At 58.5% G+C, this 18,100-nt stretch carries 17 protein-coding genes; 9 read left to right on the forward strand and 8 right to left on the reverse strand.

The annotated features are described in order from the left end of the window. Both FHT97_RS22580 and FHT97_RS22585 read right to left on the reverse strand, forming a co-directional pair. Nucleotides 1-116 (reverse strand): biotin carboxylase N-terminal domain-containing protein (locus FHT97_RS22580; protein ID WP_210296789.1); only part of this gene is annotated, 116 nt, incomplete at its 3' end. Nucleotides 117-230: 114 nt separating this feature from the next. Further along, entirely contained in the window at nucleotides 231-971 is a 741-nt protein-coding gene (locus FHT97_RS22585) for a LuxR family transcriptional regulator (protein ID WP_183864326.1), read from the reverse strand. Nucleotides 972-1,294: 323 nt separating this feature from the next. Here FHT97_RS22585 and FHT97_RS22590 point away from each other — a divergent pair, with 323 nt between their 5' ends. The 3 genes from FHT97_RS22590 (at nucleotide 1,295) to FHT97_RS22600 (ending at nucleotide 5,620) form a co-directional block, all read left to right on the forward strand. Continuing rightward, nucleotides 1,295-3,058, forward strand: coding sequence for a glucan ABC transporter ATP-binding protein/ permease (locus FHT97_RS22590; protein ID WP_183864327.1), 1,764 nt, complete (start codon nucleotides 1,295-1,297; stop codon nucleotides 3,056-3,058). A gap of 115 nt (nucleotides 3,059-3,173) precedes the next feature. Continuing rightward, a complete protein-coding gene (locus tag FHT97_RS22595; protein WP_183864328.1) occupies nucleotides 3,174-3,527 on the forward strand; it encodes a VOC family protein in 354 nt (117 codons plus the stop codon). 206 nt (nucleotides 3,528-3,733) lie between these two features. Then, nucleotides 3,734-5,620 carry an MFS transporter gene (locus tag FHT97_RS22600; protein ID WP_183864329.1) on the forward strand — a complete coding sequence of 629 codons (1,887 nt, stop codon included), beginning with the start codon at nucleotides 3,734-3,736 and terminating at the stop codon, nucleotides 5,618-5,620. A 69-nt stretch (nucleotides 5,621-5,689) separates the two neighbouring features. Here FHT97_RS22600 and FHT97_RS22605 read toward each other — a convergent pair whose 3' ends face one another. Both FHT97_RS22605 and leuB read right to left on the reverse strand, forming a co-directional pair. After that, nucleotides 5,690-6,448, reverse strand: a complete 759-nt coding sequence (locus tag FHT97_RS22605; RefSeq protein WP_183864330.1) for a phosphatase PAP2 family protein — start codon at nucleotides 6,446-6,448, stop codon at nucleotides 5,690-5,692. Between the two features lie 118 nt (nucleotides 6,449-6,566). Next, entirely contained in the window at nucleotides 6,567-7,679 is a 1,113-nt protein-coding gene (leuB, locus tag FHT97_RS22610) for a 3-isopropylmalate dehydrogenase (protein ID WP_183864331.1), read from the reverse strand. Between the two features lie 177 nt (nucleotides 7,680-7,856). On the opposite strand from leuB, the gene FHT97_RS22615 reads away from it, so the two are divergent. Further along, nucleotides 7,857-8,789 carry a pyridoxal-phosphate dependent enzyme gene (locus FHT97_RS22615; RefSeq protein WP_183864332.1) on the forward strand — a complete coding sequence of 311 codons (933 nt, stop codon included), beginning with the start codon at nucleotides 7,857-7,859 and terminating at the stop codon, nucleotides 8,787-8,789. 61 nt (nucleotides 8,790-8,850) lie between these two features. On the opposite strand, the gene leuD is transcribed toward FHT97_RS22615, so the two are convergent. The 3 genes from leuD to FHT97_RS22630 all read right to left on the reverse strand — a co-directional run bounded on the left by leuD (nucleotide 8,851) and on the right by FHT97_RS22630 (nucleotide 10,377). Next, nucleotides 8,851-9,459 (reverse strand): 3-isopropylmalate dehydratase small subunit, encoded by a 609-nt coding sequence (gene leuD / locus FHT97_RS22620; RefSeq protein ID WP_183864333.1) that lies wholly within the window; start codon nucleotides 9,457-9,459, stop codon nucleotides 8,851-8,853. Nucleotides 9,460-9,596: 137 nt separating this feature from the next. Then, the gene (locus tag FHT97_RS22625; protein ID WP_183864334.1) at nucleotides 9,597-10,025 is read right to left on the reverse strand and encodes a VOC family protein; all 429 of its coding nucleotides are present in this window, start codon (nucleotides 10,023-10,025) and stop codon (nucleotides 9,597-9,599) included. A 109-nt stretch (nucleotides 10,026-10,134) separates the two neighbouring features. Continuing rightward, a complete protein-coding gene (locus tag FHT97_RS22630; protein ID WP_028827987.1) occupies nucleotides 10,135-10,377 on the reverse strand; it encodes a hypothetical protein in 243 nt (80 codons plus the stop codon). Nucleotides 10,378-10,489: 112 nt separating this feature from the next. Between FHT97_RS22630 and FHT97_RS22635 the strand changes: the two genes are divergently transcribed. Then, on the forward strand, nucleotides 10,490-11,398 hold the full coding sequence (locus FHT97_RS22635; protein WP_183864335.1) for a CoA ester lyase: 909 nt from the start codon (nucleotides 10,490-10,492) through the stop codon (nucleotides 11,396-11,398). Nucleotides 11,399-11,411: 13 nt separating this feature from the next. Continuing rightward, nucleotides 11,412-11,618: a DUF1737 domain-containing protein gene (locus tag FHT97_RS22640; RefSeq protein ID WP_183755031.1), complete on the forward strand. Its 207-nt coding sequence runs from the start codon at nucleotides 11,412-11,414 to the stop codon at nucleotides 11,616-11,618. An 8-nt stretch (nucleotides 11,619-11,626) separates the two neighbouring features. Here FHT97_RS22640 and FHT97_RS22645 read toward each other — a convergent pair whose 3' ends face one another. After that, on the reverse strand, nucleotides 11,627-12,064 hold the full coding sequence (locus tag FHT97_RS22645; protein ID WP_016556767.1) for a metallopeptidase family protein: 438 nt from the start codon (nucleotides 12,062-12,064) through the stop codon (nucleotides 11,627-11,629). 162 nt (nucleotides 12,065-12,226) lie between these two features. Between FHT97_RS22645 and FHT97_RS31040 the strand changes: the two genes are divergently transcribed. From FHT97_RS31040 to FHT97_RS22655, 3 genes are read left to right on the forward strand one after another with little or no spacing between them, the layout of a single operon-like run. Next, nucleotides 12,227-13,174, forward strand: coding sequence for a hypothetical protein (locus tag FHT97_RS31040; RefSeq protein WP_246712740.1), 948 nt, complete (start codon nucleotides 12,227-12,229; stop codon nucleotides 13,172-13,174). 10 nt (nucleotides 13,175-13,184) lie between these two features. Continuing rightward, on the forward strand, nucleotides 13,185-14,630 hold the full coding sequence (locus FHT97_RS22650) for a DNA polymerase Y family protein (RefSeq protein ID WP_259127006.1): 1,446 nt from the start codon (nucleotides 13,185-13,187) through the stop codon (nucleotides 14,628-14,630). Next, entirely contained in the window at nucleotides 14,630-18,061 is a 3,432-nt protein-coding gene (locus FHT97_RS22655) for an error-prone DNA polymerase (RefSeq protein WP_183864337.1), read from the forward strand. Before FHT97_RS22650 ends, FHT97_RS22655 begins: the two co-directional genes overlap by 1 nt. The last annotated feature ends 39 nt before the right edge of the window (nucleotides 18,062-18,100 follow it).

Here is an 18,100-nt window from a genome sequence, read left to right on the forward strand (position 1 = left end):
AGTTTATCTTCTTCCGCCCATATCGCGACCGTTTTTATCCCGAGCTCGTTGGCCGCGCGAAACACGCGGATGGCAATTTCCGAACGGTTGGCAACAAGTATCTTGGAAATGGGCAATGCTGTCTCCTCACGGCATCGAAACGGGCAATTGCTGCACCCGCGAAGAGAAGTCTTAACGTGCTGTCACGGAAAGTTCAATTTCCAGAAACGACTCAGATAGAATTTCTCAGATTAGGTGAGGAGTCCGTGACGGAAGGCGACAGCAACGGCGTGCTGTCTGTTTCTTGCCTGCAGCTTGTCTTGCAGGCCGTTCATGTACCAGTCGACGGTGTGATTGGAAATCTTGAGGCGTTTTCCGATCTCAACGGAGGTCATGCCCTCTGCAAGATATTGCAGTATCTCCATCTCGCGGCGCGTCAACCGCGTGTCGATGCCGGAAACTTCTTCGAGCGTGTGCATCTCACCCTTGAGCTCGAGCAGTCGCCAGAACGCTTTTCGCGCTATGGCATCAAACAGTGAGATTTCGACAGGAGACAGATCGACCTGCGTTCCGCCGACGCTCATGGTACCGAGGATCCCGTTTCGACCGTGGATAGGAAAAATGTAGCCGTCCCTAAGCCCATGGCTATGTGCGTCGGCCATCATCTGTTCCATCCGGCGATAGTGCGGATCCTTGCGGAAGGCGGCCAGGCTGTCTCTCCAACGGAACGGTCTTTGCGCATATGCGAGATAGCGAACCGTCGGGTCAGTCAGAACGTATTTCTTCGAAATATAGATCTGCGGCCATTTCTCCGGCCAATGACCAGCAAACATCAGACTGATTGGATCTTCCGTCGCTTTCAGATGTCGCAAAAGGCCGTAGTACTGGAACCCGTAGGCATGGATGACATGCTCCAGTTCGGCGACAACTCCTTCAGGTCTGCGACACTCTTCCAAAACGACAAGCAATTGAATTAAAGAATGAATACTCACGGAAATGCCCCTACCCCAATTGGGCTCCGCGCCGAATGTCACGAACCAGTGGGACGTGCTTGCCTGGGGCCCTTCGACGCAAAACAAGCGTCAATCTATGGTGTGCCAGCCCGACCCCGGGGCGCAAGCGAAAATTGCGAAAATTGCGATGTGCCCCAAAAAATTTCAGAAGCCCAGTGGAAATAACCGACTGTGAGATCGCCGCTCATGCAAAAGAATCTGGCCATTGCCGCCTGCCTGAACGCTCTGTTAATCGCTGGTTCAGGTATCTTTTTGTAGCGTTGCAGCGTCCCTTATTTCGCACATGCACAAGAGGTATCGCCGTGTCGCTATTCAAGGTCTATGCTCGAGCTTTGCGCTATCTTGGCGCTTACAAGCTCCGCGTATCCCTAGTCGTTATTGCGAACATCGTGCTTGCCGCGATCACGATCGCTGAACCGATTTTGTTCGGTCGCATCATCGACGCGATTTCAGGCAAGGGTGAAGTCAAACCCATTCTTTTCATGTGGGCCGGCTTTGCCGTCTTCAACACCATAGCGTTCGTTCTTGTCGCTCGTGAGGCCGACCGGCTGGCTCATGGCCGTCGCGCCACGCTGCTGACGGAAGCGTTCGGCCGCATTATCTCCATGCCGCTCTCCTGGCATCACCAGCGCGGCACGTCGAATGCGCTGCATACGCTGCTTCGCGCCTGTGAAACGCTTTTCGGCCTGTGGCTGGAGTTCATGCGCAATCACCTGGCGACGGTCGTAGCCATCGCGCTTCTGGTGCCGACTGCGATGTCCATGGACCTGCGTCTTTCGGGCGTGCTGGTTGTGCTCGGCATTGCCTACTGGCTTATCGGTCGTCTCGTCATGAGCCGCACCAAGGACGGACAGGCTTCGGTCGAAAACCACTACCACACGGTTTTCTCGCACGTCAGCGATTCGATCAGCAACGTATCGGTCCTGCACAGCTACAACCGCATCGAGGCGGAAACCAAGGCGCTGAGGTCCTTTGCCGACCGTCTGCTGCAGGCTCAGTATCCGGTTCTCGACTGGTGGGCTCTGGCCGGCGCCATGAACCGCATGGCATCGACCATCGCCATGATGATCATCCTGGTGATCGGTACGCTGATGGTTCAGTCCGGCGAACTGCGCATCGGTGACGTCATTGCCTTCATCGGTTTTGCGAACCTGCTGATCTCGCGCCTCGACCAGATGCGCCAGTTCGCGACGCAGATCTTCGAAGCCCGTTCGAAGCTCGAAGACTTCTATTCGCTGGAAGACTCCGTCCGCGACCGCGAAGAGCCGGCCGGCAATGCCGATATCACCGACGTCAAGGGCGAGGTCGAGTTCCGCAACGTGTCGTTCCGCTTCGGCAACACGGCTCAGGGTCTGCACAACGTCTCGTTCACCGCCAAGGCTGGCCAGACGGTTGCGATCGTCGGCCCGACCGGCTCCGGCAAGACGACGATGATCAACCTTCTGCAGCGCGTCTACGATCCGGACAGCGGCCACATCTTGGTCGATGGTCATGATACGACGAAGATCACCCGCAAGTCGCTTCGCCGCTACATCGCAACCGTGTTCCAGGATGCCGGCTTGCTCAACCGTTCGATCAGCGACAACATTCGCCTCGGCCGGGAAGGAGCTTCGGATGAAGACATGCGCCGTGCAGCCGAAGCTGCCGCAGCAGCCGACTTCATCGAGACACGTGAGGACCAGTACAACACCCACGTCGGTGAGCGCGGCAACAAGCTCTCGGGCGGTGAACGTCAGCGTGTGGCAATCGCCCGCGCCATCCTCAAGGATGCGCCGATCCTGGTGCTCGACGAGGCAACAAGCGCACTTGATGTCGAAACGGAAAACCGCGTGAAGGCCGCAATCGACAACCTGCGCCAGAACCGCACGACCTTCATCATCGCGCACCGTCTTTCCACGGTTCGTGAAGCTGACAAGGTGCTGTTCCTGGACGGCGGCCGTGTCGTTGAAGAAGGTAGCTTCGATGAGCTCAGCCAGAGCAACGGTCGCTTTGCGGCACTGTTGCGCGCTAGCGGCATCCTGACGGATGAAGAAGTTCGCAAGGCACACACGACCGAAGCCGCGTAAGGCTGAGCAGATCGTACCAACAACAGCCGGACGGCACTTCGCCGCCCGGCTTTTTTCTTGCCGCTTGAGAGTTCACGCATAATTTAGGCAAAACTGGCGTGGCTGAGGAGGCGACATGAAGGTCCTGCGAATCGTAGCAAACATCGAGACCGCCGACCCTCTCGCCGCGAAGGTCTTCTATCAGGACATCCTTGGCCTAGACATCCTCATGGATCACGGCTGGATCGCCACCTTTGGCTCAAACCAGTCAATGCCGGTCCAGGTAAGCTTCGCGAGCGAGGGCGGCTCCGGGACGCCCGTCCCGGGTCTTTCGATCGAGGTCGACGATGTCGACGAAGTCTTCGCGGCCATGAGCTCTTCAGCTTTCGAGGTCATTTACGGCCCGGCCGACGAGGCTTGGGGGGGTCGTCGCTTCTATGTGCGCGATCCCTTCGGGACAGTCGTAAATATCCTTTCGCACAGGCCATGAGACCAAAAGTCGAGCCGATCCGGCGCCGTCGCACGGCGTCGGCCGTCCCTGCAAAGGCGTTAGACTAAAGTCATAATCCCAAAGCCGCTCTCTGTATGGATGAGCTTTTCTGTCACACTCTCATCAGGCGAACCGCGACCCGGGGTATGCTTTGAGGAGAGCAAGGTCGCGCGCCGCGTTTCACATCGTTCTGTGGAGGACAGAAAATGGCAAATATCGCAAGCGTCGACGGCACAAAAGCCGGTCCGATGACGGGCGAGGAGAAGAAGGTTATCTTCGCCTCGTCGCTCGGCACGGTTTTCGAATGGTACGACTTCTATCTATATGGTTCGCTCGCCACCTATATCGGCGCGACCTACTTCACCCAGTATCCGGAAGCGACGCGCAACATCTTCACGCTTCTGGCCTTCGCCGCCGGCTTCTTGGTGCGCCCGTTTGGCGCGCTGGTTTTCGGGCGCCTCGGCGATCTCGTCGGCCGCAAGTATACGTTCTTGGTCACGATCCTCATCATGGGTCTCTCGACGTTCCTCGTCGGTATTCTTCCCGGTGCTGCATCGATCGGCATCGCAGCACCCATCATTTTGATCGGCCTTCGCCTCCTGCAGGGCCTGGCGCTCGGTGGTGAGTATGGCGGCGCGGCAACCTATGTGGCCGAACACGCGCCAAATGGGCGCCGCGGATACTTCACCTCGTGGATCCAAACCACTGCAACGCTCGGCCTCTTCCTTTCTCTGATCGTCATCGTCGGCGTTCAGTTCCTAATGGGCAAGGAAGCTTTTGCAGCATGGGGCTGGCGTATCCCGTTCCTGCTCTCGGTCGTGCTTCTCGGCGTCTCCGTCTGGATCCGCCTGAAGATGAACGAGTCGCCGGCATTCCAGCGCATGAAGGCGGAAGGCAAGGGGTCCAAGGCGCCACTGACCGAAGCCTTCGGCCAATGGAAAAATGCAAAGATCGCCCTGATCGCGCTTCTCGGCGCAACGATGGGTCAGGCAGTCGTGTGGTACGGCGGTCAGTTCTATGCGCTGTTTTTCCTGCAGAACGTCCTCAAGGTCGATTTGCAATCGGCAAACATCATGGTGGCGATTGCCCTCATCCTCGGCACACCCTTCTTCGTCGTCTTTGGCGGCCTGTCCGACAGGATCGGCCGCAAGCCGATCATCATGGCCGGCCTGTTGATCGCAGCAGTGACCTATAATCCGCTGTTCAAGGCCATGACCTGGACGGCCAATCCGGCGCTTGCCGAAGCACAGGCTTCCATACGGGCCACGGTCACGGCCGACCCGGCGGATTGCAAATTCCAGTTCAATCCGACCGGAACCGCGAAGTTTACGAGTTCCTGCGATGTGGCAACGGCTTTCCTGACCAAGAACTCGGTGCCTTATGACGTCGTGCCTGGCCCGGCGGGGCAGCCCGCAACCGTAAAAATCGGTGACGAAACTATCGCCAGCTTCGATGCCGTCGCCGCCGGCGACAAGGCAAAGGCAATGACCGGCGCCTTTGAAAAAGGCGTCAACATCGCCCTTCATGATGCCGGATATCCGCTGAAGCGCGGTGCCATCAAGGTTCCAGATGCAAAACTGGACGCCTTCATTGCAGCCAACCCGGAGCTTGCTCTCAACGCCGATGCAGTCCGCGCCGGTGAAAAGCAGACCGTGCCGGCAGACAAGCTCGTCGCCGACAAGCTCCTAACGGCTGATGAAGCGAAGGGCGCCACCGATATGGCGGTCTATAGCATCGCCAATGGCGGCAGCTTTGCCATGACGGCCGACCCGGCCCGCGTCAACTGGATCGGTACGATTGCCATTCTCTTCGTGCTCGTGATCTACGTTACGATGGTCTATGGCCCGATCGCGGCGCTTCTGGTCGAACTCTTCCCGACCCGAATCCGTTACACCGGCATGTCCCTGCCCTACCATATCGGCAATGGTTGGTTCGGTGGCCTCTTGCCAGCAACGGCCTTCGCAATGAGCGCGGCAACCGGCGACATCTACTACGGTCTCTGGTATCCGATCGTGTTCGCTACAATCACACTGGTCATCGGTCTCATCTTCCTGCCGGAAACGAAGGATCGCGACATCCACGCGATGGATTGATCCAGGTAACCGAAATCTAAGAAAGCCCGGCGCTCGCAAGACGCCGGGCTTTTTCGTGTCTGGCCAACCCTAGAGAAGGCGGCTGAGCCTCGGCGTCGGCCAACCATCACGACCGATCGAGAAGACCAGTCCGAAGCGTGCAAACAAAATGGATGTCGCAAAAGCCAACCACGCGCCCAATGCGAGGCCGGCCGCCACATCGCTGGGATAGTGCACGCCAATGATGACGCGCGTGGCTCCAAGCCAAAGACCGATGCCGATGAAGCCTAGGCGGAACCGTGGAAAGAGAAGCGCCAGCGCCATGAACAGAGCGCCGACGTTGGAGGAGTGGCCCGACGGAAAGCTCTGATGAAGAAAATCGGTACTGAAAGGGACGAAGCTGAAAATGCCTTCCTGATCATAAAGCAGCGGTCGAGCACGCCCGATTGCGAACTTCAGCAGATTGGAAACGATGCTGGCGAACAGAACCGAGAACCCGACATATGCGGTCATCTGCCCAAAATAGGCGAGCCGGAAACGGCCGCGTACCTTCCATAGTCGTCGACGAACGAAATAGCCGGTCGCCAGGATTGTCAAAAGACCGACGAGGATCCAGACAAGCCTGCCGACGTCAGTGACATCCCCGGCGATCGACACCAGCGGAGGCGAAAGGCTTTTGACTGCCTGCCCCAACGGGCGGTCGAAGACGAAGAAGGCAATGGCAACAGCGTTGATGGCAAAAAGCGCGAAGCCTTTCCAGGGAACCCGACGGTGGATTGAGCGCCGCGCAGCGTAGCGCTTTCGCAAATAGCTCCAGCAGTTCGGCTTGCGATCGATGGCTTCGTTCATTCTACTCCCGCTCTTTGCTCAGCGCAGAAGGGAAATAGGAACAGCATCGGCCGCCTTCAAGCAAAGGCCTTCCGCACCGGGCGATGCGGAAGGCCAAAAGCGTGTTTCACGTGAAATATCAGGCAGAAAGCGCCTTGAATTCGGCGAGGATCGCGTCGCCCATCTCAGCGGTTCCGACCTTCGTGCAGCCTTCGGCCATGATGTCGCCGGTGCGGATACCCTTATCGAGCACGTTGGCGATCGCCTTTTCGAGGTTGTCGGCTTCCTGCACGAGGTTGAAGGAATAGCGCAGGCACATGGCGAAGGACGCAATCATCGCGATCGGATTGGCAATGCCCTTGCCAGCGATGTCAGGAGCCGAACCGTGCACCGGCTCGTAGAGTGCCTTGCGCTTGCCGGTCTTGGCATCCGGCGCGCCGAGCGAAGCCGAAGGCAACATGCCGAGCGAGCCCGTCAGCATGGCGGCAACGTCGGAGAGCATATCCCCGAACAGGTTGTCGGTGACGATGACGTCGAACTGCTTCGGCGCACGCACCAGCTGCATGCCGCCGGCATCCGCCAGCATGTGCTCGAGCTTGACGTCCGAATACTTGTCCTTGTGCGTCGCGGTGACCACCTGGTTCCACAACACGCCCGACTTCATGACGTTGCGCTTTTCCATCGAGCAAACGCGATTCTGGCGCGTGCGGGCCATTTCGAAGGCCACGGCCGAGATGCGTTCGATCTCGTAGGTGTCATAGACCTGCGTGTCGATCGCGCGCTTCTGGCCGTTGCCGAGATCGGTAATGGTCTTCGGTTCGCCAAAATAGACGCCGCCCGTCAGTTCGCGGATGATCAGGATATCGAGGCCTTCGACCAACTCCGGCTTCAGCGAGGAAGCGGAAGCGAGCGCCGGGTAGCAGATGGCCGGACGCAGGTTGGCGAACAGCTCCAGATCCTTGCGCAGGCGCAGTAGGCCGGCTTCGGGGCGCACTTCATAGGGAACATCATCCCACTTCGGGCCGCCGACGGCGCCGAAGAGAACGGCATCGGCGGCAAGCGCCTTCTGCATGTCGCCTTCGGAGATCGCGGCACCATGCGCGTCATAGGCGCTGCCACCGACGAGGCCTTCGTCGGTGACGAAGCCGGCATTCATCGCCTCGTTCATATAGGCAATGATCTTGCGGACCTCACCCATGGCCTCGGGGCCGATGCCGTCGCCCGGCAGCAGGAAAAGATTGCGCGCTGTCATGAAACCCTCCGCGGAAAAACAAGTTGCGGTTTCTTAGACCTGCAAAATCGGCATTTCAAGCGAGTGCGAGGCCGATTCGGTACGGTTGCGGAATTACGGCCGAGATCCCTCGTTGACCGACCCGCGCAAGCGGGTCCACAAGGAGAGCCTGTATCGCCAAGCTCATCGGGTACCACCATGCCATCTGCACCGCTCCACCTCGACACACCGCTTTTCCGCACCTCCGCCGATTACAGCGCAAGCAACAAGCCGCTCTGGCTGAAGCTTGATGCGCTGCAGCCATCCGGCAGTTTCAAGCTCCGCGGAGTCGGCAGGCTTTGTCAGCATGAAATCGAAAATGGCGCCCGTGAGATTTTCTGCGCCTCCGGTGGCAATGCGGGGATCGCCGCCGCCTATGCCGGACGAGCGCTCGGCATTCCGGTGACGATCGTCGTGCCCGAGACGACGTCGCCGGAAGTGCGCCAATCGATCGAGGCGACCGGCGCGACGGTTCTGGTGCACGGATCGGTGTTCGACGAAGCCAATGCCTACGCAATCGAACGTGCGAATGCCAGAAACGCAGCCTATGTGCACCCGTTCGACCATCCGCTTTTGTGGGAAGGGCACGGCACATTGATCGACGAGGTTGTCGCAAAGGGCGCTCACTTTGATTGCGTCATCACGAGCGTCGGCGGCGGCGGCTTACTTGCGGGGATCGTTGCCGGACTTCAGCGAAACGGCTTGTCTGATGTGCCCGTCATTGCCGTTGAAACCGAAGGAGCCGCGTCCCTTCATGCCAGCCTTGCCGCAGGCGAATGCATCACCTTGCCGGCGATTACTTCCATCGCCAGCTCGCTCGGTGCGCGCCAGGTGGCCCGACACGTCTTCAACCTGCCGAAACACCACCCGATCGAGAGCGTGACGGTGACCGACGCACAGGCAGTCGCCGCCTGCATCAAGTTCGCCGATGCCTATCGCATCCTGGTCGAACCCGCTTGTGGCGCAGCGCTCGCGGTCGCCGACGTCCATGCCGATATCCTCGAGCGGTTCAAAAATCCGCTGATCGAGGTCTGCGGCGGCATCGGCGTTTCCATGGAGAAGCTTAAAACGTGGAAAGAGCTGTTGCTGTAAGCCGACCAAAGAAAAAGCCGGGCAAAAGGCCCGGCTTTGACGACTGGTATGTTTTCCAGGACTACGCTGCCCAGGGGCGCGATGCCGTGTTCTTGGCTTCGAAGCTGTCGATCGCCTCGCCCTTCTCGAGCGTCAGGCCGATATCGTCGAGGCCGTTCAGTAGGCAGTGACGCTTGAACTCGTCGAGATCGAACTTGATCGAGCCACCGTCCGGACCGGTGATCTCGAGGTTTTCCAGATCGACCGTCAGGATCGCGTTGGAGCCGCGCGAGGCGTCATCCATCAGCTTGTCGAGGTTTTCCTGGCTGACCTTGATCGGCAGAATGCCGTTCTTGAAACAGTTGTTGTAGAAGATGTCGGCAAAGCTGGTCGAGATGACGCAACGGATGCCGAAGTCGAGGAGCGCCCACGGCGCATGCTCGCGCGACGAGCCGCAACCGAAGTTGTCGCCGGCAACGAGGATCTTTGCATTCTGATAGGCGGGCTTGTTCAGCACGAAATCCTGGTTCAAGGAGCCGTCTTCATTGTAACGCGCTTCAGCGAAAAGACCCTTGCCAAGACCCGTGCGCTTGATCGTCTTCAGGTAGTCCTTCGGAATGATCATGTCGGTATCGATGTTGACAACCGGCAGAGGGGCAGCAACGCCCGTCAGCTTTGCGAATTTGTCCATGGCCTGGCTCCAATGTCAGCAGACGTAGTTTTGTTAATCTGCGTTTAGTCCAGATTTCGACCGAAATGAAGGAAAATTTATATCGTCTATGCGGCTGCGCGCGGATTCGACGCACAGCCGCCATGGTCGTCATGAGATCAGTTTGCGTTCGCTGGCGCATTCATCGCCCAGAGAACCCCGAAAGGGTCGCGGAGCTGACCGTATCGATCACCCCAGAACATCAGCTGGACGGGTAGGATCACCTCGGCGCCGGCGGCAACGGCGCGGTCCCACCAGAAATCGATGTCGTCGATAACAAGCTGAAGCGTGAAGCCCTGATGCTTTTCAAAGGGATGACCATGCTCGGGATAGGCATCACAAAGCATCAACGAGCTTCCGTTGATGTAGAGGTGGACATGCATCGTCCGCCCGTTTTCGTCAGGCGGGACGACAAACGCCTCCTCAGCACCAAATGCACGCTTGTAGAATTCTGCGGCCTTCAGCGCGCCGTCGACCGTGACATAAGGCAGCAAGCCATTCTTGACCGGTGGCATCTTCATCGTGCCGGTTTCCGTTGCAGTATCCATACTGTCCTCCATGATTTGATTGGTTCGGGTAAAACCCTGACCTTTCAAAGACGCGGGAAGATCAGTCGAGCCGACAGCGATGCAAAATTTTTCTGGAAGCGACCTGAGATTAGAGGTCGATGATCGTGCCGCGCCCGTCATTCCAGATGCGCATGTTCTCGCCGGAATGTGGTTTTGCCTTGGCTGTGGCGCGGACCGGTGCCGGCTTCATCTTCAGCGAAAGCGCGCGGCCAACCATAAGCACCGTCAGGATACCACCGACTGCCAGCGTCACGGAAAATGTGACGAACGCCAGCGCAACGAAGGCGGTGATGCCTGCGAGCAGGAGGAAGACGGAACGAATGCTTTGCATGGTTTTAGACCTTTCTTCGGAAAGGAATGTGGTCCTTCTTTTCTTTCTCTGCAAGGTGAGCATGGCTTTTTGTTGTCTTGCCACCTGTCATAAAGCTTGGCACACATTTGTGATGACCCGCAATTCTCCGACTCGTTCCTTGAACCTGCGCCGCTCGGTGCTGAGCGTCCCTGCCATCAATGCGCGCGCCCTGGAAAAGACTCATGCGCTCGATTGCGACGCCGTCATCTTCGATCTCGAGGACTCCGTGGCCCCGGAACGGAAGGAGGAAGCCCGCGAGAATCTAAAGGCCTTTTTTTCGGGCGCTCCTCTTGTGAACAAGGAGCGGATCATCCGCATCAATGCGCTGGATTCCACATTCGGAAATGCGGACATCGAACTGGTATTGGCACTGGAGCCGGATGCCGTACTCCTGCCGAAAGTGGACGAGCCTCAGGATGTGATGTCCATAAGCGACCGGCTTGCCGATGCCGACGCGCCGGAAAGCCTCCGCATCTGGGCGATGATCGAAACACCCCGTGGCATTCTGAACGCGGCCGCGATTGCCGAAGCTGGGCGCACGCCTGGCTCACGGCTCGATTGTTTCGTCGTCGGCCTCAACGACCTGCGCAAGCAGACCGGCGTCCTGCCACAGCCGGGCCGTACCTATCTCGTGCCCTGGTTGATGCAGGTGGTACTTGCCGTGCGCGCCTATGGCCTCGACGCGATCGACAGCGTCTTCAACGATTTCAAGGATGCCGATGCCTTCGATGCCGAATGCGCGCACGCCCGCGCCATGGGCTTCGACGGTAAGATGCTGATTCACCCGGCTCAGATCGAAGCCGCCAACCGGCATTTCGGCCCGGATGAGGCGGCAATTGCCGAGGCGGAGGCGATCATCGCCGCCTTTGCCGACCCCGCTGCAGATGGCCTGAATGTCATCAATGCCAATGGTCGGATGATCGAGCGGCTACACCTTGTCCAGGCGGAAAGTCTGGTTCATAAAGCCCGCCTGATTGCAGAACGCCAAACGGCGAAGTGAAAGACGACTTTAGATGAAGCTTTATCGCCTTCTGACCGGCCAGGATGATGCCGCTTTCTGTCACCGCGTAACCGACGCCCTCAACAAGGGCTGGTCGTTGAACGGCTCGCCGTCGCTGACCTTCAACACCCAGACCGGCCAGGTGATTTGTGCTCAGGCGATCGTCAAGGAAGTCGAAGGCAAGGATTACCACCCGGACATGAAGCTGTCCGAACAGTAAGCGAAGGCTTAGCGTTCGGCCGCCTCTTCGGCGCTCGCCTCGATCCGTTCCATGTCGTCGTCGCTAAGACCGAAATGGTGGCCGATCTCATGGATGAGGACGTGAGTAATGATGTCGCCCAGCGTCTCATCGTTCTCGGCCCAGTAGTCGAGGATCGGCCGCCGGTAGAGGCGGATACGGTTCGGCAATTCGCCGGTTTCCATTGTGAAACGCTCGGAGATGCCTCGGCCTTCAAAGAGGCCGAGAAGGTCGAACGGCGTTTCCAGCGCCATGTCCTCGAACACGTCGTCGTCAGGGAAGTCCTCGATCTCGATCGTCAGATTGGTGGTCAGTGAGCGAAACTCTTCCGGCAGGTGGCTGTACGCCTCCATTGCCAACGACTCGAAAGTACTGATCGTCGGAGCGTGGCGATCCTGCCAATTATCGCTCTGGTCTATGCGGGCCATAAAAATTCCCTTCCTTTGCCGCCCATATAGAACCTTTGCGTACGATTTTCGAGAGCGGAATCAAAGGCAGGAATAAATTCACATCGAATGCCTGTTGACTCTTTCGCCCGCCTCTGGAATCCATAAGAACATAACAGGAACATATGAGACTTGGAGAACGTCATGGCACAGTCGGCCGTGACGCGCGAGCGGCTTTTTGCGCTCCGCGAAACCATTGCAAAGCTTGAAGGAAAGCCCGCGCCGGCCTTGGCTGCAGCGCAAGGCGAAGCCTTGGCCGAAAGGGACCTCTCCACCAACAACGACAGTGGCCTGCGTCTTCCTCTTGGAATCCCCGCGCTCGACGAGGCAGTTGATGGCGGCCTGCCGCTCGACGGGATCACCGAGGTTCGTTCCGACCTCTTACGCGAAGCCGGCGCTGGCAGTGGCTTCATGCTGGCGCTTGCCGCCATGCTGCAGCGCCAAGTGGAAGAGAGCCACAGTGCTTCGTTGCCGATCCTCTGGATCGCAGACATCGTTTCCACGATGGAAGCAGGCGTCCCCTACGCCGTGGGCCTGCGCGATTTCGGCCTGAAACCGGACCAGTTCTTCTATGCCAGCCCACGCAAGCTTGAAGATGCCCTTTGGCTTGCCGAGGCCGCAGTCGAAAGCGGCGTCTTTCCTGCGACGATTCTGGAGGTTCGCGGCAATCCGAAGCCCTTCGGCCTGACGGAAAGCCGTCGTTTGAGCTTGCGGGCGAAAGCATCTAAACGCCCGCTTTTCCTGTTGCGGCAAGCTGGAGAGGAAGAAGCCAGCAGCGCTTGCTTCCGCTTCCTTGTGGCACCCGCGCCGGCACAGGCGCGACCCTTGCCGGATGGCACGATGCTGGGCGGTAGCATCGGCAATCCGGTTTTTCATCTCACCCTGGAGAAGAGCCGCAACCCGGCTCCCCTCTCCTTTCTACTGGAGTGGAACCCTCATGACCGCCGTTTTTTCGCCGTCTCCCGATCAGTCGACCCTCGCCTTCCAGACGAACGCGCAACGCATTCTGGCACTCCACTTTCCACATCTTCCAACCGACCGGATATCAAGAAAGAAATGGGGGCTCTCCTGGCGTTCGCGCGGACGTCCTGAGGCCGCACCGATCGTCTGTTCTAGCCGTCTCAACAATACCATGCGGCTCACAGCGCTGGACGAGGCAGCCGAAACCCTCAATCTCCGAAAGCACATGGGCGTCGCCGAAGCCCGCGCCATCCACCCCACGCTTGATGTGATCGAGGACGACCCGGCCGCCAACCGGCGCTTCCTGGAAGCGATTGCCGATTGGTGCGATCGCTACACTCCGCTTGTCGCTCTCGATGGCGTGGATGGCCTGTTTCTGGACATAACCGGCTGCGCCCATCTGTTCGGTGGTGAGACGTCCCTTCTCAAGGATATTCTCGCAAGACTCTTCCAGATGGGAATTGACGCCCGCGGCGCGATCTCTTCCTCACCTGGATTGTCCTGGGCCATCAGCCGTTTCGGCCAAGGCGGCATCATCGAGTATGGAGAGGCCGAACAGGCGCTGGCCCCCTTGCCCGTCGCGGCCTTGCGTCTAGAGGAAGAAACGATAGGAGGCCTGAACAAGATGGGCCTTAAATATGTCGGCGATTTGCTGACCGCGCCGCGCGCCCCGCTCACCCGCCGCTTTGGCGGAACGGTGCTCTTGAGACTCGATCAGGCGCTTGGAACCGATGAGGAACCGGTTTCTCCACGCCTGCCCGTCGCAAGCCTCTCGGTCGAACGTCGCCTGATTGAGCCGATCGCGGCCGAAGACGATATCCTTGCGCTCACCGACCAGATTGCCGTCTCCCTGAAGCCCTTGCTCGAAGCGCGTGGCGCCGGCGGCCGCATCTTCGAACTGGTGCTGTTCCGTGTCGACGGCAAGGTGTTTCGGATTTCTGCCGGAACCGCGCAGCCCTTGCGGGAGCCCAACCGCATCGCCGCCCTCTTTGCCGAACGCCTGCAGGCAATTCACGACGATTTCGATGCCGGTTACGGATTCGAGATCCTTCGTCTCAACGTACTCCTGCACGAGGACTTCGTGACCTCGCAGGGGGATTTCGAACACCGCCAGCAGAAGGATGCCTCTCTTGCTGCCTTCGTGGATCGGGTTTCCGCCCGCCTTGGAGAAGACTGCCTGCAAACCTTCCAATTGCGGGAGAGCCACATACCGGAAAGAGCCTCCGTTACAGTGCCAGCGATCGATCATCTGTCCGCCCCGAAAACCCGGGAGGGACATCCACCGCCGGCCAGGAGCGAGCGGCCCATCCGGCTATTGCGGAAAGCGGAGCCGATGGAGGCCTTTGCCATCGAAATTCCCGATGGCGCACCAGCGAGCTTTCATTGGCGACGCATGCAGCACCGTGTCTTGAAGAGCGAGGGACCGGAGCGACTGGCAACGGAATGGTGGCTAGATGGTGCGGAAGCTGCGGATCGAGACTATTTCCGGATCGAGGACGATAAGGGACGTCGCTTCTGGATCTATCGCCAGGGCCATTATGAGCGGGACACCGCACAGAGCTGGTTCATGCATGGGATCATTGCCTGATGTCCGCCTTCTTCGAAATCGGCGCAAGGAGCAATTTCTCCTTTCTGGAGGGCGCCTCCAAGCCCGAGGAGATGATCGTTCAGGCTGCCGTTCTGAAGCTTGGAGGCCTTGGCATTGCCGACCGAAATTCAGTTGCGGGTGTCGTCCGGGCCCATGCCCAGGCAGAGGCGATCCGGAAAAAGTTCGAACGAATGAGAGCCGGGCTTCTGGAGGAGCGCGAGAAGAAGGACATCATTCCCGATCCGATCCGTTTCCAGCCGGGAGCCCGTCTGGTTTTTACAGACGGAACGCCTGACATTCTTGCCTACCCCCGAAATCGTCGAGGCTGGGCGCATCTTTGCCGGTTGCTGAGCAACGGAAACCTGAGAGCCGAGAAGGGTAAGTGCATTCTGTCGGAAGAGGATCTGATGGAATGGGGCGACGGCATGATGCTTGCAATCATTCCGCATCCATCCATTGCCGATGATAACAATCACGCCGCTTTCGAAGCCTGTCTGGAGCGGTTCAGAAGACGCTTCCGGAAAAACATCCACATGGCGCTCGCTCCCGCCTATGACGGCCGCGATAAGCGCATGTTTGCGACCATCGCCATGCTGGCGGACCGCAACCGCATCCCGCTGATCGCAACCAACCAGCCGCTCTACCACGATACCGCCCGCCGCCCTCTCGCCGATATCGTGACATCAATCCGGGAGCACGTTTCCATTCCCGTGGCTGGCTTTCTCCTGGCTCCAAATGCCGAACGCTATCTCAAGAGTGGCAGCGAAATTCTGCGCCTCTTCAGAGACTATCCGCAGGCAGTCACGAACACAGCGAAGTTCTTTGGCAGCCTTTCCTTTTCGCTCGACGAACTGGAACACAATTACCCCTCCGAGAATGACGAGGGGGAAACGCCTTATGAAACACTGGAACGCCTGACCAATTCAGGTGCAGCAAAGCGCTTCCCCGACGGCGTACCTGAGAAAGTTCAGAAGAACATTGAGTACGAGTTGGATCTCGTTCGCCGGAAGCAATATGAATCATACTTCCTGACGGTCCATCGGATCATCCAGTATGCCCGGCACGAGAGGAGGATCCTCTGCCAGGGGCGCGGCTCCGCTGCAAACTCGGTGATTTGCTATTGCCTGGAGATAACCGAGGTCAATCCGGAGAAGAGCACCCTGCTTTTCGACCGCTTCCTCTCGATGGACCGCGACGAGCCGCCTGATATCGATGTCGATTTCGAGCACGAGAGGCGCGAGGAGGTCATCCAGTATATCTATCAGACGTACGGCAAGGAACATGCCGGCTTGACGGCAGGGGTAACGACCTACCGTACCCGGTTCGCCGGGCGCGAGGTCTCTAAGGCTTTCGGCCTCTCGGAGGACGTCCAGTCGGCAATCGGCAGCCTGGTCTGGGGCTGGTCGGAAGAGAAGTTGTCCGAGCGCGAAGCAAGGGCCGCCGGGCTCGAAACCTCCGATCCCATGACAAAGAACGTGCTGAAATATGCATCCGAGCTTCTCAGTTTTCCCCGGCACCTCACCCAGCATGTCGGAGGTTTCGTCATCACAAGGGACAGGCTGGATGAAGTCGTTCCGATCATGAAGACGGCAATGCCCGGGCGCTATATGGTCGAATGGGATAAGGATGATCTCGACAATCTGAAAATCCTCAAGGTCGACATTCTGGCGCTCGGAATGCTGACCGCATTGAAGCGGGCATTCGATCTGCTTCTCCTGCACTACGACGTCAAAAAGACGCTTGCCGATCTCGGCAACGCTACGCATGAAGACGAGAAGCCTGTCTATGCGATGATGTGTCGAGCCGACACGCTTGGCGTCTTCCAGATCGAGAGTCGGGCGCAGATGAGCATGTTGCCACGTCTGAAACCGAAGGAGTTCTACGACCTTGTCATCGAGGTCGCCATCGTCAGACCCGGCCCCATCCAGGGTGACATGGTTCACCCATACCTGAAGCGCAGAGAAGCCGAGGCACGTGGCATCCCAGCGACTTACCCGAGCGAGGAACTGAAGGGGGTTTTGGAGCGAACACTTGGCGTGCCACTCTTTCAGGAGCAAGCCATGCAGATCGCCATCACGGCAGCGGGTTTTCGGCCAGCCGAAGCGGATCAACTGAGGCGAGCCATGGCGACCTTCAAGCGGACAGGCACCATCGGCAATTTCGAAACGCGGTTCATGGAAGGCATGGTCGCGAAGGGTTACGCTCGTGATTTTGCCCAGCAATGTTTCAACCAGATCAAGGGATTTGGCGAATATGGTTTCCCGGAAAGCCACGCCGCCTCTTTCGCTTTGCTGGTCTATGCCTCGTCCTGGGTAAAGGCTTATTACCCCGACGTCTTCTGTGCAGCGATGCTGAATTCACAGCCCATGGGCTTCTATGCCCCAGCTCAACTCGTCCGGGACGCCCGGGAGCATGGCGTTGAGATTCGGCCGGTCGACATCAATGAATCGAATTGGGATTGCTTGCTTGAGGAGGCCGAATTCAACAGACGGACCGTTGATTTCCGGCATGCCGCCATGCGGGAAATCATCCAGACGAAGCGAGCCGTTCGGCTTGGCTTCAGGCAGATAAAAGGCCTTTCGGAAGCGAGCATGCAGCAACTCGTCGCAAATAGAGGCAAGGGCTATTCCTCGATTCGCGATCTCTGGCTGCGCTCAGGCCTGCATAAAGCGGATATAGAACGGCTCGCCGATGCGGATACCTTTCATTCCATAAGACTATCACGACGCGAAGCGCTCTGGGCCGTGCGGGCGCTCGATGCGAAAAGCGCCGCTGAAAAACTCCCTCTGTTCGACCAAGTGAGTCACATCGATCTACAGCTCGAGCCTGAGACGCGTCTGCCGGAAATGCTGGCTGGTGAACAGGTGGTTGAAGACTATCGCTACCTTTCGCTATCTTTGAAAGGCCACCCCGTCTCATTCCTTCGTAACGAGTTCCGCAAGGCCGGGGTGGTGCGGAATGTCGATCTTCTGACCGTCCCGAACGGAAGAAGAGTAACGATCGCTGGCCTGGTTTTGGTGCGTCAGCGTCCCGGCTCAGCCAAGGGCGTCATCTTCATGACACTCGAGGACGAGACGGGCGTTGCCAATGCGATTGTCTGGAAGAAGGTCTTCGAGAAGTATCGCCCGATCGTCATGGGTGCGCGGCTCGTGAAAATATATGGCAAGCTTCAGAGCCAGAGCGGCGTGATCCACACTGTCGTCGACCATATCGAGGATATGACCCCTGCGCTTGGCATCCTCCAGAAGGAAGCCCGTCGCTTCGGCGTGAGCGATCGTTCGGACGAAGCGCTCAATCCGACGATGGACCCGCGACAAAGGAAACTCGCAAACTCACTTGAAAAGGCTGCCATGGAGAAGAGGCTGACTTCAAGCCATTCCGAAGCGAGAGAAACAGCTAACATTATGCCAAGGGGCCGCAATTTTCATTGAGATCGCGATCTGGTGGATTCGCAATGCACCTGAAAGCTT

The organism is Rhizobium sp. BK399 (assembly GCF_014194695.1).
Taxonomy (GTDB): Bacteria; Pseudomonadota; Alphaproteobacteria; order Rhizobiales; family Rhizobiaceae; genus Rhizobium.